Raw genomic sequence first — 21363 nt, forward strand, 5'->3', positions numbered from 1 at the left:
GGCCTCAGCCCCGCTCCTCGCCCATCAGGACGCGGAGCCTGTGGGAGAACGCCAGCAGGACGCCGGCCGCCACGATCGCGATGGCGGCCAGCGTGACGAAGTACGCGGGCAGGGAGATGAACCTCAGCAGCCGCGCCGTCTGGCCCCCGATGGCGTCCCCGACGGCGAACGACAGGAACCACACGCCGAGCATCTGGCTCTTGAAGGCGCGCGGGGCCAGCTCCACGGTGACCGACAGGCCGACCGGGCTGAGGGACAGCTCGCCGAACACCTGGATGAGGTACACCAGGAACAGCCACCAGACCGAGACCTTGCCGAACTCCGCCAGGCGGGCCACCAGCGCCATCACCACGAAGCTCACACCGATCACGAACAGCCCGAAGGCGAACTTCTGGGCGGCCCCCACCCGGTTGCCGAGCCTGACCCACAGGACCGCGAAGACCGGCACGAAGATCATGATGAGCAGGGGGTTGAACGACTGCGTGGTGGCGGCCGTGATGCGATGGCCGAAGATCTCCAGGTCGGTCTTCGACGCCGCGAACTCGTTCAGCACGGTCGGCGCCAGGTCGTAGATCATCCAGAAGATCGAGGCCGCGACGAACAGCCAGATGTAGGCCTTCATCTTCAGCCGCTCGTCGGCCGTCAGGTTGTGGCTGCCGAGCAGGATGTAGGCGAAGTAGAGGACCGGGACCGCGATCGTGAGAGCGGTCAGCACGACGGTGAAGCGGTCGACGTTGAGCGTGCCGGTCGCCGCCCACAGGGCGATCGCCACGACCGCCACGAGCAGGCCGGCCAGGATGACGAGCCCGAAGTGCCGGCGTTCCCCGGGGGTCAGGCGGTGGCCGGGCGTCTCCCCGACGCCCCGCAGGTGCCGTCCGCCGATGACGTACTGGGTCAGGCCGATCGCCATGCCGACCGCCGCGGCGCCGAAGCCGAGGTGCCACCGGTCGTCCTTGGCGAGGTTGCTGACCACGTAGGGGGCGATGAAGGCGCCGAGGTTGATGCCCAGGTAGAAGATGGAGAAGCCCGCGTCGCGCCGGGCGTTCTCCCCCTCGGGGTACAACTCGCCCACCATCGTGGAGATGTTCGGCTTGAGCAGTCCGGTGCCGAGCACGATCAGGGCCAGCCCGAGCCAGATCAGCGCGGCCCCCCTGATCGGGATCGCCATGCAGATGTGGCCCAGCATGATGATCGAGCCGCCGACCAGCACGGCCCTGCGCGCCCCGAGTACGCGGTCGGCGATCCAGCCGCCCGGCAGCGCGAGCAGGTAGATCAGCGCCCCGTACACCCCGACGACGGCGGTCGCGGTGGGCTTGGGCAGGCCGAGGCCGCCGCCGGCCGCGGTGGCGATGAGGAAGAAGTAGAGGATGGCGCGCAGCCCGTAGAAGCTGAACCGCTCCCACATCTCGGTGAGGAAGAGCGTGATGATGCCGCGCGGGTGCCCGAACACCGTCTTCTCCCGCTCGCGCTCCCCGGCCTCTCCGGCCATGCCGGCCCGCCCCCCGTCCCCGCGTTCACCATCAGAAGTCACGTTTATTAATGAACGTCCTCTATATCCCTATATGTAGAGATATTCCTGGCTCGGTGGTTACTCTTCGTGGTGGAATGAATGCCCATCGGCCGGGGTGGGCAAGCGCGGTCGTTCTTCTCACTTCCCGGGGCTTGTCTCCGGTGAAGGGCGTGTGGTGCGATGCATGCCACTCGTGCAAGTGGGCACTTTCTGGAGGCGTGAGATGGCCGACCCCCGGGTCCTTGCGGAACGTTCCGAGATCGAGCAGGAGATCACCGGCCACACGATCTGCGAACAGCTCAAGCTCACGGCGGAGCGCTTCCCCGACGCGCCCGCCTACTCCGACCCCGCCGAGGACGGCTGGACGACCCTGACCTACGGGCAGGCCAGGCGCCGGGTGCTCGCGATCGCCGCCGGCTTCTCCGCCCTCGGCCTCGCGCGCGGCGAGGCCGTCGCCCTCATGATGGTGAACCGCAGCGAGCACGTGCTGGCCGACCTCGGCGCGGTCCACGCCGGAGGCATGGCCTGCTCGGTGTACGCCACCTTCGCCCCCGACCAGGTCGCCTTCGTCGCCAAGGACGTCGGCGCCCGCGTCGTGGTGCTGGGCGGCGCGGCCGACCTCGCGCGCTGGGAGCCGATCCTCGGCGAGCTGCCCGGCCTGCGCAAGGTCATCCTCCTCGAGGACACGCCCGACGGCGAGCTGTTCATGAGCTGGGACGACTTCCTGGCGTTCGGCGAGAGCGCGCTCGCCGCCGACCCGGAGGCGGCGGAGGCGCGCGCCGCCGCCGTCACCGCCGGCGACGTGCTCAGCGTGCTCTACACCTCCGGCACCACGGGCAACCCCAAGGGCGTGCCGCTGACCCACACCAACATCTTCTTCGAGGTCGCCGCCACCGACCGCATGACCAACATCCCCACCCATGGCGCGCAGATCTCCTACCTGACCTACGCCCACATCGCCGAGCGCGTGCTCAGCCTCTACCTGCCGGTGTTCAAGGTCTCCCACATCCACTTCTGCACCGACCTCGCCCAGCTCGGCACCGTGCTCGGCCAGGTCAAGCCGTTGCTGTTCTTCGGCGTGCCGAGGGTCTACGAGAAGATGATGGCCCGCCTGCAGGCGCTGCTCAGCACCCAGCCGGAAGAGCAGCAGGAGAACGTACGCGCGTGCATGGCGGCCGGGCTCGCCTACGTCGAGGGCTCGCAGTACGGCCAGGTCCCGAGCCCCGAGGTGGCCGCGGCGTACGAGCGCGCCGACGCCGCGCTGCTCTCGATCATCCGGTCCATGATCGGGCTGGACGAGGCGCGCTGGCTCGCCACCGCCGCCGCGCCCATGCCCCTTGAGGTGCAGCGCTTCTTCGCCGGGTTCGGGCTGAAGGTCCTCGACGTGTACGGCATGACCGAGACGAGCGGTGCGTTCACCGCCAACAGCTCCGAGGAGTTCAAGCTGGGCACGGTCGGCCGTCCCGGCCCCGGCGTCGAGGTGCGCATCGCGGAGGACGGCGAGATCCTCACGCGCAGCCCCGCCAACACCAGCGGCTACCTGAACCGCCCCGAGGCCGGCGCCGAGCTCATCGACGAGGACGGCTGGCTGCACACCGGCGACGTCGGTTCGATCGACGACGACGGGTTCGTGCGCATCGTCGACCGCAAGAAGGAGCTCATCATCACCGCCGGAGGCGAGAACATCTCCCCGGCCAACATCGAGAACTTCCTCAAGGAGCACCCGCTCATCGGCCAGGCCCTGGTGTACGGCGACCGCAGGCCGTACGTCGTGGCGATCCTCACCCTCGACGGCGAGGTGGCCCCGGCGTGGGCCCTGGGGCGCGGCATCGAGTTCACCTCGTTGGCCGCGTTCGCCGAGCACCCCGACGTGGTCAAGGAGGTCGAGGCGGCCGTCGCGGTCGCCAACGAGAAGCTCGCCAGGGTCCAGCAGGTCAAGAAGTGGCGGCTGCTGCCCGGCGAGTGGACCGCCGAGACCGAGGAGCTCACGCCCAGCCTCAAGCTCAAGCGCCGCGTCATCCACGCGAAGTACGCCGAGGTGATCGGCTCGATGTACGAGAGCTGACCGGGCGGCGTTTTGCCGGGGGAGGAGCGTGTCGGTCCCGGGCCGTTACCTCCCGGTCCCTAGCCTCCAGGCCATGACCATGAGACGTTTGCTCACGTCGTCGGCGGTGGGGCTGGCCGCGCTCACGGTCCTGGCGGAGGCGCCCCCCTCCTTCGCCGGACGGACGGTGGAGCCGCCCCCGCGCCCGCGCGAACCGGCGGTCGAGACGATCTCGCCTCCCGCCGCGAAGGCCACCCCGCCCGCGGCCAAGGCGCCGCCTCCGGCCGCGAAGGCGCCCGCCTCCGCCGTCAGGGCGCCCGCTCCTGCGCGGGAACGGCCCGCCATCCGCTCGGTGCGGGTCCGCCCGCGCACCCCGGTCGCCGGGCCCAAGGGCGCGGTGCGCCTGGTGGTCGAGGTGGTGGCCAGGGGCGTGTCCGGCCCGGACGGGGTGGCCCTGCGGGTCGAGCCCGGCGGGCGGCGGGCCCGCTCCCGTCCCGCCGCCCCGTCCCGCCTCGGCGGCGGCACGCCCTGGGCGCCCGGCGGCCCATCCCCGCTGGCGCCCCGTGCCGCGGAGGGGCCGGTGCCCGTCCAGGGGAAGACCGGCCAGAGGTGGGAGATGTGGCGGTTCAACCCGCCAGTCGGCCTCACCCGGTGGTACCCCTCGGGCCGGTGGCGGGCGATCGCGACCGCCAGGAACGCCCGGGGCGCGCGCGTCACCGCGTCCTCGTCCTTCCTGTTCAAGAAGGCGACGGTGCTCAGCGGCATCCAGGTGGGCCGCGCGAGGAAGCGGCATCGGGCCGTACGGCTGTCGGGGACGCTCATGCGCGTCGACCCGACCGGCAGGTTCGACTACTGGTCCTTCCCCAGGCAGCGCGTCACCCTGCAGTTCAGGAAGCACGGCGGGAAGACGTGGAAGACCGTGGCCAAGGCCAGCACCAACAGGGACGGCCGCTTCGTCAGACGAGTAAAGCGGGCACATGGCACGTGGCGCGTCTTCTATCCCGGAACACACCATTACGCCCATATTTCGGCCTCCGCTAGACATGTAGCTCGAAACTAGGACAAACGGCTATATTTCCGGTCATGCAAAGCGGCAAAGTGTCCAATTTGTAATTATTTGCTGGGAGTTGCCTGGCAACTTTTGGGTGCCTTAAAACGTCTATGACGTAGGCACACCCCCAATTGGGATGCCTTTCTCTACGGGGAGAGGAAGTTCCGCATGATGAAACGCATCGCTACCGCCCTGGTAGCGGCCACCATGGGCGCTTCGGCGCTCGGTGTGGTGGCGCCGGCGCTGGCAGACACGGCGCCGGACACCGCGGTGAGCATCGAGTCCATCAAGGTGACCCCGGACCCGGTGGTCATCCGTGGAAGCGATCACGTCGCGGTGACGGCCACGGTCGAGACCGTGGGCGCCGAGGACGTGAAGTTCGACTTCGAGCCGACGGGACAGGGTGGTCAGCGCGACTGCAACCCCTGCCCCGGGGCCGCGAAGGCGTCCAGTGGCGAGTGGAAGACCTGGGCCAAGACGATCGTTCTCGACCGGCACGATCCGGACGGGAAGTGGGTCGTCTACGTCGAGGCGATCGGCCAGGACGGCAAGGTCGCGAGGGCCAAGTCCTCCTTCTACGTGAAGGTCGTGCAGGACCGTCACCGCGGTCCGCGCGCGACGCGGATCACGGGGTTCGACGCGAGCCCCGAGCCCGTCAAGAAGGGTCGCAAGCTGTCGCTCTCGGGCAAGCTTGAGACGGCCCGGTGCTACGGCGACTGGTGGTGGGACGGCGACGCCTACGTGGTGGGCGGCAACCGTTGCCACGACGACTACCGCTGGCACAGCTGGCGTCAGCTCGGCTGGCAGAAGATCAAGGTGTACTTCAACCGCGCCCACGGTGGCAAGTGGGAGTACGTCGACACCATCGAGACCAACCCGGACGGAACCTTCTACACGAAGATCCCGGCCTACTGGTCCGGCACGTGGAAGGTCGTGTTCGAGGGCTCGCGCGGCCTGTACGGGTCGTCGGCGACCGACTACGTGAAGGTCGTCCGCTAGTCCTTGGCCTGACCAACCGGAACGCCTGGCCCCCGGGAACTCCCGGGAGCCAGGCGTTCCGGCCGTCCAGGGGCCGTCGTGGGACGCTGTGGGCGGCTTCGTGGGGACGCGGGCACGCGCCCGCCCGTCCTATGCTTCGAGAAGACGTCCGACGGGCATCGGGGAGGGGGAGAGCGCCGTGTCAGAAGACCATGCGACATCCGGGGATCCGTTCCATCGGCGCCTGCACCACGTGGGGCAGGGCGACCTGAGCGCCGAGACGGCCCAGACCCCCGGCATGGCCCGCCGCGCCGCGATCAGCGACACGACCGTGGGCGCGAGGAGGCTGTGGATGGGGCAGACCCACGTCGCGCCCGCCACCGTCTCCGCCAACCACCACCACGGCGACTCCGAGACCGCCATCTACGTGGTCAGCGGCACGCCGTCGTTCGTCTTCCTCGATCTCGACGGCGACGAGCCGCGCGAGGTGCGCATCGAGGCCCGGCCGGGCGACTACGTCTTCGTGCCGCCGTTCGTGCCCCACCGCGAGGAGAACCCCGACCCCGACAGCGAGGCGGTCGTCGTGATCGCGCGCAGCACCCAGGAGGCGATCGTGGTGAATCTCCCCGACCTCCGCCCGCCCGAGGGCGGCTCAGGGGCCTAGCCCTCCGGCGCCGCCGGGTCGTCGCGCGGCGCGGGCTCCGGCAGGGCCTCGATGCCCCGCGCGAGCTCCAGGGCCGTCAGGTCGAGCGCGCTCAGCGTGAAGATGTTGGCGATCTGCTCAAGGGGCATCCCCGCGTCCCCGAGCTGGGTCATCGTGACCGCGGTCCGCAGGAAGACGCGCCCGATGACCACCTCGTCCACGTCGGGCATGTCCTTGCGGAAGAAGTCGGCGAGCTGCTGCCCCACCTCGCGGTCGGCGTGCACCCGTGGATCGTTGAGCTCAGGGCTGGACAGGATGTCGGCCAGGTCCCTGCGCTCGTCTTCCGTGAGCTTGCTCAAAGGTCGCCTCCCGCAGCGATGTCGTTATTGGGAGACTATGCGCTGGGGACTCCGGGGAAAATGCCTCCGGTCCTCCGATGATCGGCTGGCGCAGGGACGGCCGGATCGCCGTCCCTGCCTCCGGCCGGATCAAGGAGGGCACGCTCAGGACGAGACGGCGTCGACAAGCTTCCGACGCTGCTGGACGCCGAGGCCGCCGATGCGTCGCTTGTCGTCGACGCCGGCGCGCTCCATGAGCGCGGCGGCCTTCGTCGGGCCGATGCCCGAGAGCGCGCGCAGGGCCTGCGAGACCTTGATCTTCTTGGCGGTGTCGTCCTCCCGCTTGAGGAGCTCGGCCAGGGTCAGGTCGCCGGTCTTCAGCTGGGCGAGGAGCGCGGCGCGGGCCTGCCGGGCCTCGGTCGCCTTGACCAGAGCCGCCTGGCGCTGTTCGGGGGTGAGGACGGGGAGGGCCATGGGGGTTCTCCTTGGGGGTCGAGATCGTCGGCCGTGTGACCGGCCGCTGGTGCGGTCGGCAATCCTGTTACCCCCACTACGGGCGTTAATCATGGTTCCGCAGTTCGTTGCCCCATCTCGGCGGATCTGCCCCTGCCGGTTCAAAGCCGTACAAGTCGTGAAATTTGGGCCTTCTAAGTTCGGACGGATGACCTGACTCTCAGTGCAGGCGTGCGACAAACCCCAGAGCGCGCCTGAGGGAGGAACAGGTGAGACGTCGTCTGCTCGTAGGGTTGGCGGTCCTGGCGCTCTTGTGCGTTAGCGGGATCACCGGTGCGGGGGCCTCCGCGGAGCCGCCCCCGAGCAACCAGTATCGCGTCGAAGGCCCGAGCACGGCCCAGCAGCGGACCACGATCGCGGCGACCGGCGCCGCGATCGACGAGGTGGCCACCACATCCATCGTGGTCACCGCCTCCGAGACCGAGATCGCCGAGATCAAGCGGCTCGGCTACGCGGTCACGCGCATCCCGCGCCCGTTATCCCCGGTCCTGCCCAAACCGCAGGACTTCCCCTCGGCCGACTCCGGGTACCACAACTACGCGGAGTTGACCACGCTCGTGAACCAGGTGGTCGCCAACTACCCGTCCATCGCCAAGAAGTACAGCTACGGCACCTCCTACGGAGGCCGCGACCTGATCGCCGTCAAGATCAGCGACAACGTCGCGACCGACGAGAACGAGCCCGAGGTGCTGTTCACGGCCCACCAGCACGCCCGCGAGCACCTGACCGTCGAGATGGCGATCTACCTGCTCAACCTGTTCACCGGCAGCTACGCGTCCGACAGCAGGATCGCCGGCCTGGTGAACTCCCGGGAGATCTGGATCCTGCCCGACCTCAACCCCGACGGCGGCGAGTACGACATCGCCTCCGGCTCCTACCGCTCCTGGCGCAAGAACCGGCAGCCCAACTCCGGCTCCTCCTACGTGGGCACCGACCTCAACCGCAACTGGGCGTACAAGTGGGGCTGCTGCGGCGGCTCCTCCGGCTCCACCTCCAGCGAGACCTACCGGGGCGCGTCCGCGGAGTCGGCGCCCGAGGTGAAGGCGGCGGCCGACTTCGTGCGCAGCCGCGTCGTCGGCGGCAAGCAGCAGATCAAGTCCAACATCGACTTCCACACCTACAGCGAGCTGATCCTGTGGCCGTACGGCTACACCTACAACGACACCGCGGCCGGCCTGACCCAGGACGACCACGACGCGTTCGCCACCCTCGGCCAGAACATGGCCGGCACCAACGGCTACACCGCGCAGCAGGCCAGCGACCTCTACATCACCGACGGCTCCATCGACGACTGGCTGTGGGGCACCTACAAGATCTTCAGCTACACCTTCGAGATGTACCCGAAGAACGGCTCGCCGGGCTTCTACCCGCCCGACGAGCAGATCGTGACCCAGACCACGCGCAACAAGGAGGCGGTGCTCCGGTTCCTGGAGTACTCCGACTGCGTCTACCGCATCATCGGCAAGGCCGCGCAGTACTGCTAGCGATCACCTGACGGCACTCGCCGCCACCAGGGGTACGGCCGCGCGCCCGGGCGCGAGCGGCCGTACCCCGCCCGGCGCGGCGCGCCCGGAAGCCCCTGCGGAGAAGGCTTTGACGGGCGTTTGTGCGGGCAGTCACAGCGGTGGTGGCGCGGAGGCGGGCGAGGCGCGAAGATCGTGAGCAGAGGGACCAAGCGGCCGTCACCCTTCGCACAGGGACGGACCGTCGATATATCGACATAGGGAGTTCAGCAATGCGACAGCGCCGGCTGGGCAGCCAGGGCCTACACGTCTCCGCCGAGGGGCTCGGCTGCATGGGGATGAGCGTCGCCTACGGCCCCGCGGACGAGAGGGAGGCGACCGCCACCATCCACAGGGCGCTCGACCTCGGCATCACCTTCCTCGACACGGCCGACATGTACGGGCCGTGGACCAACGAGAGCCTCGTCGGCCGCGCGATCGCCGGCCGCCGCGACGAGGTCGTGCTCGCCACCAAGTTCGGCAACGAGGTCGAGGACGGCGCTCTCACCGGCCGGGTCAACGGCCGCCCGGACTACCTGCGCGAGGCGCTCGACGGCTCTCTCAAGCGGCTCGGCGTGGACCACGTCGACCTGTACTACCAGCACCGCGTCGACCCCGGCGTCCCGGTGGAGGACACCTTCGGCGCGCTGTCCGAGCTGGTCACCGAGGGTAAGATCCGCTACCTCGGCATCTCGGAGGCCGCTCCCGCGAGCATCCGCCGCGCCCACGCCGTCCACCCGCTGACCGCGCTGCAGACCGAGTACTCCCTGTTCACCCGCGACGTGGAGGACAACGACGTCCTGGCCACCACCCGTGAGCTCGGCATCGGCTTCGTCGCCTACAGCCCGCTCGGCCGGGGCTTCCTCACCGGCACCATCCGCAGCGTGGACGACCTGTCGGAGGACGACCGCCGGCGCTCCTCGCACCCGCGCTTCCAGGGGGAGAACTTCGCGCGCAACCTCGCGGTCGTCGACCGCATCCGCGTGCTGGCCGACGCCAAGGGGGTGACCTCCTCGCAGTTCGCGCTGGCCTGGGTGCTCGCCCAGGGCGACGACATCGTGGCCATCCCCGGCACCAAGCGCCGGGCCTACCTGGAGGCCAACGCCGCCGCCGTCGAGATCACCCTCACCCCCGACGACCTGGCCGCGATCGAGGCCGTGGCCCCGCGCGGCGTGGCCTCCGGCGAGCGCTACCCCGCCGCCGCGATGGACGCGGTCCACCGGTGACGCGAGGGCCCCGTGACTCCTGCCCCGCGTACGCCGGGCGCCATACGCGACGGCTCGCGGGCGCTCCGCGAACCCGGGACGCGCGACGGCCACGCCCACCGGCGCGGCCGTCGCGATCACGTGGTCAGTGCTTGAGCGCGTACCAGGTCGAGGAGCCGATGACGCGGTCGACCTTGAGGCCCCACCTGGTCTGGAACTCATAGACCGCTGAGTCGGTCGCCGAGCCGAACACACCGTCGACGGAATCAGGCTGCCCGATGCGATACTTCAGCAGGCATTGAGCCTGCTTGACGGCGGTTCCGGTCGACCCCTTCCTGAGGACGGGCTCGGAGTTCGTATAGTTGCAGCCGAAAGGCCCGGCGGCCCTTGCCTTCGCCGCCGCGTCGGCGTGCGCGGGGGTGGCGAGGACCGGGACGACCGCCACGGCCATCATCGCCAGCGCCGCGGCGGGCAGCGCGATCTTCGATTTCATGGAACTCAACATGATCCTGGTCTCCCATCAGGTGGCGAGTTCGTCGGCCCGGCTCGGCCGGGAACCGGCCTGTGTGCTTCTCGGGTGAGGGCGCTCACCGAGCCGGAACTCCAGGCCCGGAGCCCGTGCGTGTGGGCGCACACAGGGCAGCTTGACAGGCACTGCGGGCCGAGTTCTAAACCCTTCCATCTGAGTGCAAACTCCCCGGTAGGGGGCCTGCGGGCGGACAGTGATCATTTCCGGTCGGGGGGCGTTCACGGTGCCGGTCCGCTCCGCCGCGTGCCCCGCCGGTCCGCGGACCCCGTATCGTGGCCGGTCCGGCCCCATGCAGTGTGAAGTAAACTTCCTCTCCCGTAAGCGTGAAAAGGCCACCCCTTTACCGGGGGTGGGTTCCTCGTACGCCGAAAGGCACCGCGCCGGGGCGGGAACTCCGCCGGTACGGGCCCCCGGTGGGTGGGAAGCATGCTGCGACAGTGGAACATGGAGTCAATACCGATCCCATGCGCGTCCGTCCCGGAACGAGGAGCTCGATCATGACCCCCAACGCCACCGAAGACTCGACAGGCTTCGCTGACCTGGGGCTGCGTCCCGAGCTTCTGCGCGCGCTCACCGGTCTCGGGTACGAGGAGCCGACGCCGATCCAGCGTGAGGCCATCCCGCCGCTGGTCGAGGGCCGTGACCTGCTCGGGCAGGCCGCGACCGGCACCGGCAAGACGGCGGCGTTCGCCCTGCCGATCCTCCAGCGGATGCCGGCGGGCGGGGGGTCCGGATCCCCGCTGGCGCTCGTGCTGGTGCCCACGCGCGAGCTGGCCGTCCAGGTCTCCGAGGCCGTCCACCGCTACGGCCGCGACCTCGGAGCCCGCGTCCTGCCGATCTACGGCGGGCAGCCGATCGGGCGGCAGCTCAGGGAGCTGCAGCGAGGGGTGGACGTCGTGGTCGCGACCCCCGGCCGGGCGCTCGACCACATCGGCCGCAAGACCCTCCATCTGGACGCCCTCCAGATCGTCGTCCTGGACGAGGCCGACGAGATGCTCGACATGGGGTTCGCCGACGACATCGAGGCGATCCTGCAGGAGACCCCCGAGCAGCGCCAGACCGTCCTGTTCTCCGCCACGATGCCGCCGCGCATCAACTCCATCGCCCGCCAGCACCTCAGCGACCCGGTGCGCATCCAGATCGAGCGCGAGTCCGCCGCCCCCGGCGAGTCCCCGCGCGTACGGCAGTGCGCCTACATGGTGCCGAGGGCGCACAAGCCCACGGCGCTCGGAAGGGTGCTGGACGTCGAGGCGCCCGAGGCCGCCATCGTCTTCTGCCGCACCCGCGAGGAGGTCGACCAGCTCACCGAGACCATGAACGGCCGCGGCTACCGCGCCGAGGCCCTCCACGGTGGGATGGGCCAGGAGCAGCGCGACCGCGTCATGGCGCGGCTGCGGAGCGGCACCGCCGACCTGCTGGTCGCGACCGACGTGGCCGCGCGCGGGCTCGACATCGAGCAGCTCACCCACGTGGTCAACTACAACGTCCCCTCGGCTCCGGAGTCCTACGTCCACCGCATCGGCCGGGTGGGGCGCGCGGGCCGCGAGGGCGTGGCCATCACACTCGCGGAGCCCCGCGAGCACCGCATGCTCAAGACGATCGAGCGGGTCACCAAGAGCAGGATCACGGTCGAGAAGGTCCCCACGGTCGCCGACCTCAGGGCCCGCCGCCTGGAGCTCACGCGCTCCGCCCTGGAGGAGAGCATGCTGGAGGACGACCTGGAGCACTTCCGGGTCGTGGTGGACACCCTCGCCGACGAGTTCGACCTCGTGGAGATCGCGATGGCGGCGGTGAAGCTCGCGCACGAGGCCAGCGGCGCCGCCGCCGACGAGGAGGAGATCCCCGACGTGCCGGTGCGGGCCGAGCGCGAGGGACGCCCGCGCCGCGAGCCGGGCGGGCGCGACGAGCGCCGCGGGCGCGGGCCGAGCAGCGGCATGACCCGCATCTTCATCGGCGCGGGCCGCAGCGCGGGGGTCCGGCCGCAGGACCTGGTCGGCGCGATCGCCAACGAGTCGCGGCTCAGCGGCCGGGACATCGGGGCGATCGAGATCGCCGACCGCTTCTCGCTCGTCGAGGTCCCCGACTACTCGGCGGACGACGTCATCACCTCCCTGCGCCAGACCACCGTCAAGGGCAGGAAGGTCACGGTCCGGCGCGAGCGCTTCGAGGCCCGCTAGCGGCGGCCGGCCGTCAGGCCAGGGCGTTGACGGTGGCGGTGAAGACGGCCGGAAGGCGCTGGGCCGCCGGCACGATCAGCCGGGCCGAGCCCGGACGGCGGCGCGCGGCCAGCAGCGCCCCGGTCAGCAGCCGGTGGCGCAGCGACAGGCGCCGCCACGCCCGCTCGTACGCCTCGGGCCGCCCGGCGCGCAGGCAGCCGACCAGGGCGCGCGCGGACAGCAGCCCGAGCGAGACCCCCTCGCCGGTGAGCGCGTCCATGTAGCCGGCCGCGTCGCCCACCAGCAGCACGCGCCCGGCGACGCGGGCACTGACGCGCTGCCGCAGCGGCCCCGCCCCGCGCACCGAGGTGGCGGCGGGCCCCTCCAGCCGGGCCAGCAGCGCGGGGAACCCCGCCAGGTGCTCCTCGTAGCTCCGGCGCTCGGAGCTCAGCACGGCGACCCCGACCAGCTCCTCGCCCACCGGGGTCACGTACGCCTCAGCGCGCGCCGCCCAGTGCACCTCGACGAAGTCCGACCAGGGTGCGACGCGGTAGTGCCTGCGCTGCCCGTACCTGCGCGGGGCGCGGCTCGCCAGCTCAAGCCCGAGCAGGCCGCGCAGCGGGGAGTGCAGCCCGTCGGCGGCGACCAGCCAGCGGGCCCGCAACCCGGCCGCCTCCACCGAGTCCGCGTGCTGCCGCACGCCGCCGACCCGGCCGTGGACGACCTTCACGCCGACCTCCGCCGCGCGCTCGGCCAGCGCGGCGTGCAGGGCGGTGCGGCGGACCCCGAGCCCGGGCCCCTCGCGGAACGCCGCCTGCGCGCGGCGCCGCTCGTCGACGTACCTGATGCCGAGCAGCGGCCACCCCTCCACGCGCACGCCGAGGGACCGCAGGGCCGCGACCCCGGTGGGCATAAGGCCCTCGCCGCACGCCTTGTCGACCGGAGCCGACCGTGGCTCGACCACCACGGCCTCCATCCCCGCCAGCGCGGCGTGGATGGCCGTCGCCAGGCCCGCCGGCCCGCCGCCGGCGACCAGGACGTCGATCACGCTGTCGCCTCGCGCGCGGCGGGGCGCGGGGCCAGGGTGGCGAGGGCCTGGTTCTCGCAGCGGATGCGCACCACCATCAGCGCGGCGTTGAGCGCGGTGAAGACCACGGCGGTCACCCACGCGCCGTGCACCAGGGGCAGCGCGGCGCCCTCCACGGCCACCGCCACGTAGTTGGGGTGGCGCAGCCACGCGAGGCGGTAGGGCCCCCGCGCGACCAGCGACAGGCCCGGCACCACGATGACCTCGGTGTTCCACTGCGGGCCGAGCGAGGTGATACACCACCAGCGCAGGCTCTGGGCCGCGACGACCAGGGCGAGCATCGGCCAGCCCAGCGCCGGCACGAAGGGGCGGTCGGCGAGGCCCGCCTCCAGCAGGCACCCGGCGAGCAGGCCGGTGTGCAGGGCGACCATCCAGGGATAGTGCCGGCGCCCGAAGACGCGCCCGCCTCGGGCGAGGCTCCAGCGCGTGTTGCGCCGGGCGACCACCAGCTCGGCGAGGCGCTCGGCTCCGACCAGCAGGACGAGCAGCAGGTACCAGGACGACATGCCCTGAAACGATACGGGTCCGATCATCAGCGGGACAGCCGGCAGCGGTGACGACACTCCGCCGCTACCAGCGCAGCAGGACGAGCTCGGAGCAGAATCCGGGCCCCATCGCGATGAGCATCCCGGGCGTGCCCGGCGGCGGCGGGCGAAGGGCCAGCGTGTCGCGCAGGACGTGCAGGACGGACGCGGAGGACAGGTTGCCGATGTCCTCCAGCGAGCGCCAGGTGAGGTCCAGCGCCCCCTCGGGCAGGTCGAGGCTCTCGGCGACGGCGTGCAGGACCTTCGGGCCGCCCGGGTGGCACACCCAGGCGCTGACGTCGCGCGTCGTCAGCCCGTGGTCGCCGAGGAAGCCGTTCACGTCGTCGGCCAGGTACGTGCGCACGACCTCGGGGACGCTCGTGTCGAGCACAACGCGGAACCCGGTGTCGGAGACGTCCCAGCCCATCACGCCCTCGGAGTCGGGGTAGAGGTGACCGCGGGTGGCGACCACGGTGGGGCCGGGAGCGGCCCGCACGTCAGCGGCCCGGCCGGAGCCGACGGCGACCACGGCCGCCGCGCCGTCGCCGAAGAGCCCGCTGGCCACGAAGTTGACCGGACTGGCCTCCGCGCGCTGCAAGGTGAGCGAGCACAGCTCGACCGAGAGCAGCACGGCCACGTGGTCCGGCCATCCGCGCAGGTAGTCGTGGAGGCGGGCGATGCCGGCCGCGCCCGCGACGCAGCCGAGCCCGAACACCGGTATCCGCTTGACGTCGGGCCGCAGCCCGAGCCTCCCGGCGAGCCTGGCGTCCACGGAGGGCGCGGCGATGCCGGTTACCGAGGTGAACATGATCAGGTCCACGTCGCCGGGCGTCAGCCCGGCAGCCTCCAGCGCGGCGCCCACCGCCTCGGCACCCAGGTCCACGGCCGCCTCGATGAAGATCTCGTTGGCCATCCCGAACCCGTCGAGCTTGGCGTACTGCTCGAGCGGCAGCACCAGGTTGCGGTGACCGACGCGGGCCGAGGTGTGCAGCCGGTCGAGCAGCCGCCGGTCGGCACCCGGGGGAAGGCAGATGCGGGCGAACGTGTCGGTTATCTCGGCCTGGGGGTAGCGGTTCGGAGGAAGGGCACCGCGGACAGCGGCAATTCGGGTCATATGGATTTCCCGGTTCGCTGACAGTGGGGACACCTCTGTCTTGCCCACCGCGCCCGTGCGCATACCTGGAGCCCCACGGTGGACGCACCATCGTGATCGTGGCGCGCCCTCGTCGGTCAGGCCGGAGTTCGTACGGCGGCGAGCTGGGTGGCCTGGGCGACGAGCCGGCCCTTGCTGTCCCAGGCGTGGGCCACCTCGTCCATGCGGTCGCCGGTGACGTCGAGCGCCCGCATGCTCACCCGCACCGGCCCCGGAGCGGGAAGCCTGCGGACGTACGCGGTGAACTGGATGGTCGGCGCCCAGCCGCTGATGCCCAGGTCGTAGGAGACCGGGGGGACCGGGTCCAGGGCCACCAGCAAGGAGAGCGGGTCCCAGTCGGTGCCGTCGCCGAGCCGCTGCCAGCCCGCGATGACGCCCTGCCGCGAGGGGGCGCCCACCGCGAAGCCGAGGTGCCCCGGGTCGAGGCGCTGCTCGACCACCTCCATCAGCGGCACCTTGAACGCCCCTCCGGGGGCCTCCGGGGGGCTGAGGTGGCAGTCCTGCTCGTCGGGAAGCTCCACCGGTTCCATCCCGGACCACCAGGAGTCGGACTCCTCCAGCCTGCCGAGCGTGATCAGAGCCTCCACGCACGGCCGGCCGTCCTGGGTCAGCCGCGCGCGGGCCTGCGTCGTGCTCCTGCCCGCCCGCAGTGTCTCCACGAGCACCTCGGCGGGGCCGGGTGCGGGCGAGGTCAGGAAGGACGCGCTGACCGCCGTCACGTGGGGGTGACCCTCTCCGGCGCTCTCGGACGCGGCGCGGCCGAGGACCGCGAGGAGGTACCCGCCGTGCAGCTTCGTGCCGACGCTCCACTGCCCGTCCAGCGCGGCCTCGTACGCCAGGCCGCCCGGCGTCTCGCGGCACGCGGCGACGACGGTCGCCTCCTGGAAAATCCCCATCTGGGCTCCTCATCGCTCCGGCTTCGTCCGCAGTCAGGTTGACATCGTCAGGCTGACGGCGTCAACCTAGCGGCATGGCCGAAGGACGCGTTCGGGCCCGCCCCGGTGAGGGGCCGAGGCTCCGCGAGGAGATCCTGGAGGCGGCGGAGGCGCTGCTGATCGAGACGGGCACCGAGGACGCGCTCACGCTGCGCGCGGTGGCCCGTCGCACCGGCGTCTCCACCCCGTCGGTGTACATGCACTTCGCCGGCAAGGAAGCGCTGGTGGAGGCGGTCTGCCTGCGGGTGTGGGACGAGCTGGGCAGGCGCGTGCGCGAGCAGGCGGCAGGGGCCGGCGATCCGTTCCGCGCGCTGGGGAGGTGCGGGCGCGCCTACGCGCGCTTCGCGCTCGACCACCCGGTGCAGTACCGGCTCCTGATGATGCGGCCGGCCGCCGTGAAGGGCGTCCCGCCCGCGGCGGCCGCCTGCTTCGGCCACATGGTCGACGCCGTGTCCGCGTGCGTGGAGGCGGGCGTCATGCGGGGGAGCCCCGAGACCCTCGCCCTCGGCATGTGGTCGGCCGTCCACGGCCTGGTGTCGCTGCTCATCGCCCAGCCGTCCTTCCCCTGGCCGGACGATCTGGACGCGCTCATCGACCAGACCGTGCGCATGGCCGGGTTCGGGACGGCACTGGTCTCCCGCCTGCCCCGGCACGGCGTACCCCCGAGCCCCGAGCTGAACGCCGGCCTGGACCACGCCGCGGCGCGCTTGACCGCGCACGGCCAGGACTTCGGTCAGGGGCTCACACCCCGGCGAGCGTCGCCTCGCTGACCTCGTGGCTGAGCCGCTCGAAGTGCCCCTTGGCCTCTTCCTCCCCGACCAGGTTGGTCTGGAGGAAGTGTGCGCACTCGCTCTGGCCCATGAGCACGGCCTTGTCGACGAGGCCCTTGTAACCGGCGGTCTTGTAGCTGGCGAGCTTCAGCTCCGCCTCGACGGTGTACATGTCGATCACCTCGGGCGCGGGCCCCCGCTGGATGAACTGCTGGAACTCCGCCCGCATGGCGTCGACGACCAGGCAGTCGACGTCCAGCGGCGTGGTCCCGAGTGACCGGAAGCAGGTGTCCAGGTTCCTGACCTTCTCCTGGCCCTTCGCCACCTGGTTGCGCAGTTCCTCTGCCAGGCTGGAGCTGCGGACCTGCCCGGCGATCTCCTCCTTCGTCTTCGTGATCTTGATCTCCCCGTCGTACGCGGCGGAGAGCTCGTACAGGAAGAGGTCGGAGGGGTTGTTGAAAGCCATGACTTCACCTCTTGATCGCTGATGGCGACATGCGCCCTCCCTGCTGCCCTACCCCCCGGCGCACTCCCGATTCCCGTCAAGATGGCTATGTCTCCGCAGGTCAAAGCCCACTCAAGGCACGGGCCGAACCCCTTCAACACCGCGTCGCCCCGGGCGCTCCGCGTGCACGGCACGCCCAAGGGCGGGTACGTCACGGCCTGGGACCGGGCGGCCGAGGGGTGCGGACCCGAGGGGCGGTCCTCAGGCCAGGGGATGTGCGCCGGTTCCCGGCGGTCAGGGGGTGAGGCCGGGGGTCACTTCCCGCGTAAACGGCCAGGGCGTCAGGAGACCTGGGCGGGCTCCGATGGCCGGTCCGAGTCGCTCGCGGCCTCCTCACCCGGGAGCGGGATCCACTTGTGCGACCAGGCGATCACGGCCTCCAGCACCGGTGCGAGGTCGCGGCCCTTCTCGGTGAGGACGTACTCGACCTGGACGGGGGAGGCGGGGATCACCCGGCGCTCGATCAGCCCCTCGCTCTCCAGCGTGCGCAGCCGCTGGGCGAGCATGGTGTCGCTCAACCCCGGCACGGCGGCCCTGATCTGCGCGTACCGGCCCTGCCCCGTGAACATGGCGCGCAGGATGGCGCCGGACCACCGGGAGCCGATCAGCTCGATCGCGGCGTGGAACCGTACGCAGACGGGGTGTATGTCACTCATCGGTCTGCCCTCACCTCGTCACTGGCCGGTGCCCTCGCGCAGCGGGCGCAGGGTTTCGCTCATGCGGACCAGCTCGTCGAACATGGCCTTGGCCGACGCCGTCATGACGTCGTTCGGAACCACATTCTCCTCGTCATCGATGAACTGGCGGACGAAGGGGATGGAAACGGCCTCGAAGATCGGGGTCATCTTGAGCGTGGTGACCACCTGCTTGATCATCTGAGCGGCGCGGGTGCCGGCCGCCACGCCGCCGTAGCTGACCAGCCCGACCGGCTTGTAGTACCACTCCTTGTGCAGGTAGTCGATGGCGTTCTTCAGCTCGGCGTTGTACCCGTAGTTGTACTCCGGCATGACGAAGACGAAGGCGTCCGCCTCGGCGACCTTGGCGCTCCAGTCGCGGGTGTGCTGGTGGGTGTACTGGCCCAGCCGGGGGTGGTTGGGCTCGTTCATGAAGGGCAGGTCGATCTCGGCCAGATCGACCAGCTCCACGTCCGCGAAACCACCGTGCGTCTTCGCCTCCGCCTCGACCCACTGCCCGATCGGCAGCCCGATCCGGCCGGGCCGGGTGCTCGCCACGATGATCTCGACCTTCGCCATGACACGTCTCCTCATATCCGGGAGCCTCCGGACGGACGCTCCTCACGCGCCACAGCGTACATCAGAAAACTTAGTGACTCAGAAATCCTTAGTGATCGTGCATGGGGCGCCCACCGCCTTGCCGCTCTCAGACGATCAGGACGTGCGTCCCCGGAGCTTCGGCTCGGGACCGCTCTCGTCGACCAGGCCGGCGTGGACCTCGGCCGCCACCCGGGTGGACTCCGGATCGCCGATCTTTCCGTGGCAGGGTCGGCCATCACGTAGACCAGGTAGCGGTCGAACAAGGAGAACTGCGAACTGCCCCCTGTTTCCTCCTGGTCTCCTGGACCGACCGACCCGTCCGCGAGAAGGACTTTCAGGCCACCGCTGCCATCGTCATCGACCTTGCTGAGCGACTCCAGCTGCTTGTCGTCTTCAAGCCGGACGATGACCGCGGACGCTTCCCAGCCCGGCACGCTGGATGCGTAACGCCCGAAGAACACCGTCTGGCATCGGACGCCGTCCAGAGCGGGAGCCAGGGCACCGGTGCCGAGCCCTTGGCATCCCTGCTGCTCATGGCTGGCGGTCAGGCGGTAGGTCCGGTCATCTACCTTGATCGTCGAGGCCATGGCGCCTTCGCCGCTGACCGTGACGGGCCCGGCCGGTGTGGCCTGGATCTCCGGCCGGCCGGGGGCCGGCTTGGACGGACTCCCGGGGTCGAGCTGGTTGCCATCGATAAGACCGGTCTGGACGTCCTGGACGATCGAACCGGAGTCCGACGGGTCAGCGGCCGTGTTCTTCCCGCTGTCGGCGACGACATAGACCATGTAGCGGTCCAGGAACGCATTCTGCGAGGGCTCGTCCTGGCCCAGAGGCCCGAGACTTCCGTCAGCGAGCAGCACCTTGAAATAGGCGTCGCCATCATTGGTCGTGCCACTGACCGAGTTGAACTGGTCCAGGTCATCGATACGCATGATGACGGCCGACGCTTCCGAAGTGCCGTTGTCAGCGCGGTATCGGCCAAAGGCCACGGTTCCGCACTCCACCTTGTCGAGCACCGGCACGAGGGTGCCCGTACCGAGACCCTGGCATCCCTTCTGCTCGTGGGTGCTGGTCAGATGGTAGGTCCGGTCGCCTGCCGTGATCGTGGGCGGCATCACGTCGACCGCCCTGACATCGCGCCGGTGCCGGTCGCCGCTCAGACGCGGAACGACCAGGGCGACGATGAGGCCGATCGCCGCGACGAGGGCGACGGCCGAGACGCTGACCATGATGACGATGGCCCGCGCCGAGATACGCGAACCGATTTCGACAGAACCCGCCGGCCGCTCCCCAAAATCGGGCGGTCCGTCCTGGGGAGGGGGATGCATCCGATGAGCGTAGAAGCTTCGCCGCCGGATAGGGAATATCGCGATCTCGTGCCGATGCCGGTGGTCGATCCGCTCACTGAGCTCAACGCCATGATCGACCAGTGGGACCTGACCGATGAGCGCCGGCGGATCGGTGTGTCAAGGGCCCGGCGGAGCGCAGTCGAGGATGATGTGTCCGAGCGCGGTGCGGTGAACGCCGGCAAGGTCGAGCCCGGCTTCGGCAGCGATGGCGATGTAGTCATCGACCGTGCGTTCGCGGCCGCCGCTGAGCACGAGCATGCGCAGGTTCATCTCGGCGAACATGGCCGGGTCGTCACCGGAACTGCCGTGTGACTCGATCATGACGACCCGCCCGTGCCGCCCGGCCGCGTCGGCGCACCGACGCAGGATCAGCAGGGCGTCGTCGTCGCCCCAGTCGTGCACCACACGCCTGAGCACGTACACATCACCCCCGGCGGGCAGCGGATCGAAGAAACTCTGGCCGACGAACTCGCACCGCGTATCCAACCCGCGCTCGGCCAGGTGCCGCCGACCTCGATCCACCGTGTCCGGCAGATCTACGAGCGTGGCCCGGATGTCCGGGTTGGCGCGCAGCACTTCGGCGAGCAGGGCGCCGGTGCCACCGCCGACGTCGACCACATGCCGCACACCGGACCAGTCGTACCCCTTGGCGGCATCGGTGAGGTAGTCCTCTCCGGTCGCCATCATCGCATCGAACGACGCGCTCATCTGTGGGTTCGCGGCGAGATGGCCCCAGAACGGGGCGCCGAAGACCGTCTCCCACGCAGGTTGCCCGGTGCGGACCGTGTGCGGCAGACCGACGAACGCCAGGTCCATCTGCCCGCCGAAGCCACCCAAGTCGAGGCGCACCCGCATCCCGGAAGGATGGTCGGACGCCAGCAGCGCGGCGGGCTCGTTGACCGCGAACCTGCCCGGCTCCCGTTCGGTGAAGATGCCCCGGCACGCCAAGTGACGCAACAGCCGGCCCAGCGCGTCCGCGTTGGTGTCAGACCGCCGTGCCAGCTCCTCGACGGACACCGAGTCGTCGGCCATCAGATCCGTCAGCCCAAGAGAGGCCGCGACCCGCACCGCCATCGGCGTGACCAGGTCCGTTACGGGTCCCAGTACTTCCCATGCCGCTTCCCATGCCGATGAACGGCCTTGCTGGTCGTGATCGTCTTCGGCGCTGGTCATGGCCACGACCCCCTCCTCTCGCGGGATCAAGGCTTGCTTGCCCGAAAGCTACCATGCGACCGATCCGCTCGGTCTTGGACGAATGAGAGACCGGCTGCTGGGGTGATCTAGCCTTCGAAGTAGG

General features: G+C 70.5%; 21 protein-coding genes. 8 read left to right on the top strand and 13 right to left on the bottom strand.

Features of this window, described 5'->3' with window-relative positions:
* Positions 1-4 precede the first annotated feature (4 nt).
* Positions 5-1531: a peptide MFS transporter gene (locus tag ACOZ38_RS17095; protein ID WP_424531750.1), complete on the bottom strand. Its 1527-nt coding sequence runs from the start codon at positions 1529-1531 to the stop codon at positions 5-7.
* A 202-nt stretch (positions 1532-1733) separates the two neighbouring features.
* Here ACOZ38_RS17095 and ACOZ38_RS17100 point away from each other — a divergent pair, with 202 nt between their 5' ends.
* The 4 genes from ACOZ38_RS17100 to ACOZ38_RS17115 all read left to right on the top strand — a co-directional run bounded on the left by ACOZ38_RS17100 (position 1734) and on the right by ACOZ38_RS17115 (position 6247).
* Positions 1734-3575 carry an AMP-dependent synthetase/ligase gene (locus tag ACOZ38_RS17100; RefSeq protein ID WP_424531752.1) on the top strand — a complete coding sequence of 614 codons (1842 nt, stop codon included), beginning with the start codon at positions 1734-1736 and terminating at the stop codon, positions 3573-3575.
* Positions 3576-3648: 73 nt separating this feature from the next.
* Entirely contained in the window at positions 3649-4614 is a 966-nt protein-coding gene (locus ACOZ38_RS17105) for a hypothetical protein (protein WP_424531753.1), read from the top strand.
* Between the two features lie 159 nt (positions 4615-4773).
* Positions 4774-5604 carry a hypothetical protein gene (locus tag ACOZ38_RS17110; RefSeq protein ID WP_424531755.1) on the top strand — a complete coding sequence of 277 codons (831 nt, stop codon included), beginning with the start codon at positions 4774-4776 and terminating at the stop codon, positions 5602-5604.
* 178 nt (positions 5605-5782) lie between these two features.
* On the top strand, positions 5783-6247 hold the full coding sequence (locus ACOZ38_RS17115) for a cupin domain-containing protein (protein WP_405147942.1): 465 nt from the start codon (positions 5783-5785) through the stop codon (positions 6245-6247).
* Here ACOZ38_RS17115 and ACOZ38_RS17120 read toward each other — a convergent pair.
* Both ACOZ38_RS17120 and mihF read right to left on the bottom strand, forming a co-directional pair.
* Complete coding sequence (locus ACOZ38_RS17120) at positions 6244-6585, bottom strand: hypothetical protein (RefSeq protein WP_405147943.1); 342 nt, start codon at positions 6583-6585, stop codon at positions 6244-6246. The genes ACOZ38_RS17115 and ACOZ38_RS17120 overlap by 4 nt on opposite strands.
* 144 nt (positions 6586-6729) lie before the next feature.
* Positions 6730-7038 (bottom strand): integration host factor, actinobacterial type, encoded by a 309-nt coding sequence (gene mihF / locus ACOZ38_RS17125; protein WP_358556588.1) that lies wholly within the window; start codon positions 7036-7038, stop codon positions 6730-6732.
* A gap of 248 nt (positions 7039-7286) precedes the next feature.
* On the opposite strand from mihF, the gene ACOZ38_RS17130 reads away from it, so the two are divergent.
* Positions 7287-8561, top strand: coding sequence for a M14 family metallopeptidase (locus ACOZ38_RS17130; protein WP_405147945.1), 1275 nt, complete (start codon positions 7287-7289; stop codon positions 8559-8561).
* A 251-nt stretch (positions 8562-8812) separates the two neighbouring features.
* Entirely contained in the window at positions 8813-9805 is a 993-nt protein-coding gene (locus ACOZ38_RS17135) for an aldo/keto reductase (protein ID WP_405147946.1), read from the top strand.
* Between the two features lie 124 nt (positions 9806-9929).
* Here the strand turns inward: ACOZ38_RS17135 and ACOZ38_RS17140 are convergent, their stop codons facing one another.
* Positions 9930-10277, bottom strand: coding sequence for a peptidoglycan-binding domain-containing protein (locus ACOZ38_RS17140; RefSeq protein ID WP_405147948.1), 348 nt, complete (start codon positions 10275-10277; stop codon positions 9930-9932).
* 533 nt (positions 10278-10810) lie between these two features.
* On the opposite strand from ACOZ38_RS17140, the gene ACOZ38_RS17145 reads away from it, so the two are divergent.
* Positions 10811-12490: a DEAD/DEAH box helicase gene (locus tag ACOZ38_RS17145; protein ID WP_424531758.1), complete on the top strand. Its 1680-nt coding sequence runs from the start codon at positions 10811-10813 to the stop codon at positions 12488-12490.
* Positions 12491-12503: 13 nt separating this feature from the next.
* On the opposite strand, the gene ACOZ38_RS17150 is transcribed toward ACOZ38_RS17145, so the two are convergent.
* From ACOZ38_RS17150 to ACOZ38_RS17165, 4 genes are all read right to left on the bottom strand, one after another.
* Entirely contained in the window at positions 12504-13517 is a 1014-nt protein-coding gene (locus tag ACOZ38_RS17150) for an NAD(P)/FAD-dependent oxidoreductase (RefSeq protein ID WP_424531760.1), read from the bottom strand.
* Complete coding sequence (locus tag ACOZ38_RS17155) at positions 13514-14062, bottom strand: isoprenylcysteine carboxyl methyltransferase family protein (protein ID WP_424531762.1); 549 nt, start codon at positions 14060-14062, stop codon at positions 13514-13516. The genes ACOZ38_RS17150 and ACOZ38_RS17155 overlap by 4 nt, the downstream gene beginning before the upstream one ends.
* Positions 14063-14126: 64 nt before the next feature.
* The gene (locus ACOZ38_RS17160) at positions 14127-15194 is read right to left on the bottom strand and encodes a type III polyketide synthase (RefSeq protein WP_424531763.1); all 1068 of its coding nucleotides are present in this window, start codon (positions 15192-15194) and stop codon (positions 14127-14129) included.
* A gap of 116 nt (positions 15195-15310) precedes the next feature.
* The gene (locus ACOZ38_RS17165; protein ID WP_424531765.1) at positions 15311-16129 is read right to left on the bottom strand and encodes a thioesterase family protein; all 819 of its coding nucleotides are present in this window, start codon (positions 16127-16129) and stop codon (positions 15311-15313) included.
* 74 nt (positions 16130-16203) lie between these two features.
* Here ACOZ38_RS17165 and ACOZ38_RS17170 point away from each other — a divergent pair, with 74 nt between their 5' ends.
* Positions 16204-16938: a TetR/AcrR family transcriptional regulator gene (locus ACOZ38_RS17170; protein ID WP_424531766.1), complete on the top strand. Its 735-nt coding sequence runs from the start codon at positions 16204-16206 to the stop codon at positions 16936-16938.
* Here the strand turns inward: ACOZ38_RS17170 and ACOZ38_RS17175 are convergent.
* The 5 genes from ACOZ38_RS17175 to ACOZ38_RS17195 form a co-directional block, all read right to left on the bottom strand.
* Complete coding sequence (locus tag ACOZ38_RS17175) at positions 16910-17404, bottom strand: DUF892 family protein (protein ID WP_424531768.1); 495 nt, start codon at positions 17402-17404, stop codon at positions 16910-16912. The two genes, ACOZ38_RS17170 and ACOZ38_RS17175, sit on opposite strands and share 29 nt — an antisense overlap.
* Positions 17405-17724: 320 nt before the next feature.
* Positions 17725-18099 carry a winged helix-turn-helix transcriptional regulator gene (locus ACOZ38_RS17180; protein WP_424531769.1) on the bottom strand — a complete coding sequence of 125 codons (375 nt, stop codon included), beginning with the start codon at positions 18097-18099 and terminating at the stop codon, positions 17725-17727.
* Positions 18100-18117: 18 nt separating this feature from the next.
* The gene (locus ACOZ38_RS17185; protein WP_424531770.1) at positions 18118-18696 is read right to left on the bottom strand and encodes an NADPH-dependent FMN reductase; all 579 of its coding nucleotides are present in this window, start codon (positions 18694-18696) and stop codon (positions 18118-18120) included.
* Positions 18697-18707: 11 nt separating this feature from the next.
* On the bottom strand, positions 18708-20045 hold the full coding sequence (locus tag ACOZ38_RS17190) for a hypothetical protein (RefSeq protein ID WP_424531771.1): 1338 nt from the start codon (positions 20043-20045) through the stop codon (positions 18708-18710).
* A gap of 138 nt (positions 20046-20183) precedes the next feature.
* Positions 20184-21239, bottom strand: coding sequence for a methyltransferase (locus ACOZ38_RS17195; protein WP_424537035.1), 1056 nt, complete (start codon positions 21237-21239; stop codon positions 20184-20186).
* Positions 21240-21363 lie beyond the last annotated feature (124 nt).

This window comes from Sphaerisporangium viridialbum (genome assembly GCF_049674955.1).
Lineage (GTDB): Bacteria > Actinomycetota > Actinomycetes > Streptosporangiales > Streptosporangiaceae > Sphaerisporangium > Sphaerisporangium viridialbum.

Coding starts and splice junctions, on each gene's coding strand:
- ACOZ38_RS17100 (WP_424531752.1), top strand. CDS start 1,734: ATGGCCGACCCCCGGGTCCTTGCGGAACGTTCCGAGATCGAGCAGGAG.
- ACOZ38_RS17105 (WP_424531753.1), top strand. CDS start 3,649: ATGACCATGAGACGTTTGCTCACGTCGTCGGCGGTGGGGCTGGCCGCG.
- ACOZ38_RS17110 (WP_424531755.1), top strand. CDS start 4,774: ATGATGAAACGCATCGCTACCGCCCTGGTAGCGGCCACCATGGGCGCT.
- mihF (WP_358556588.1), bottom strand. CDS start 7,038: ATGGCCCTCCCCGTCCTCACCCCCGAACAGCGCCAGGCGGCTCTGGTC.
- ACOZ38_RS17135 (WP_405147946.1), top strand. CDS start 8,813: ATGCGACAGCGCCGGCTGGGCAGCCAGGGCCTACACGTCTCCGCCGAG.
- ACOZ38_RS17140 (WP_405147948.1), bottom strand. CDS start 10,277: ATGAAATCGAAGATCGCGCTGCCCGCCGCGGCGCTGGCGATGATGGCC.
- ACOZ38_RS17145 (WP_424531758.1), top strand. CDS start 10,811: ATGACCCCCAACGCCACCGAAGACTCGACAGGCTTCGCTGACCTGGGG.
- ACOZ38_RS17155 (WP_424531762.1), bottom strand. CDS start 14,062: ATGTCGTCCTGGTACCTGCTGCTCGTCCTGCTGGTCGGAGCCGAGCGC.
- ACOZ38_RS17160 (WP_424531763.1), bottom strand. CDS start 15,194: ATGACCCGAATTGCCGCTGTCCGCGGTGCCCTTCCTCCGAACCGCTAC.
- ACOZ38_RS17165 (WP_424531765.1), bottom strand. CDS start 16,129: ATGGGGATTTTCCAGGAGGCGACCGTCGTCGCCGCGTGCCGCGAGACG.
- ACOZ38_RS17170 (WP_424531766.1), top strand. CDS start 16,204: ATGGCCGAAGGACGCGTTCGGGCCCGCCCCGGTGAGGGGCCGAGGCTC.
- ACOZ38_RS17175 (WP_424531768.1), bottom strand. CDS start 17,404: ATGGCTTTCAACAACCCCTCCGACCTCTTCCTGTACGAGCTCTCCGCC.
- ACOZ38_RS17180 (WP_424531769.1), bottom strand. CDS start 18,099: ATGAGTGACATACACCCCGTCTGCGTACGGTTCCACGCCGCGATCGAG.
- ACOZ38_RS17185 (WP_424531770.1), bottom strand. CDS start 18,696: ATGGCGAAGGTCGAGATCATCGTGGCGAGCACCCGGCCCGGCCGGATC.
- ACOZ38_RS17190 (WP_424531771.1), bottom strand. CDS start 20,045: ATGCATCCCCCTCCCCAGGACGGACCGCCCGATTTTGGGGAGCGGCCG.
- ACOZ38_RS17195 (WP_424537035.1), bottom strand. CDS start 21,239: ATGACCAGCGCCGAAGACGATCACGACCAGCAAGGCCGTTCATCGGCA.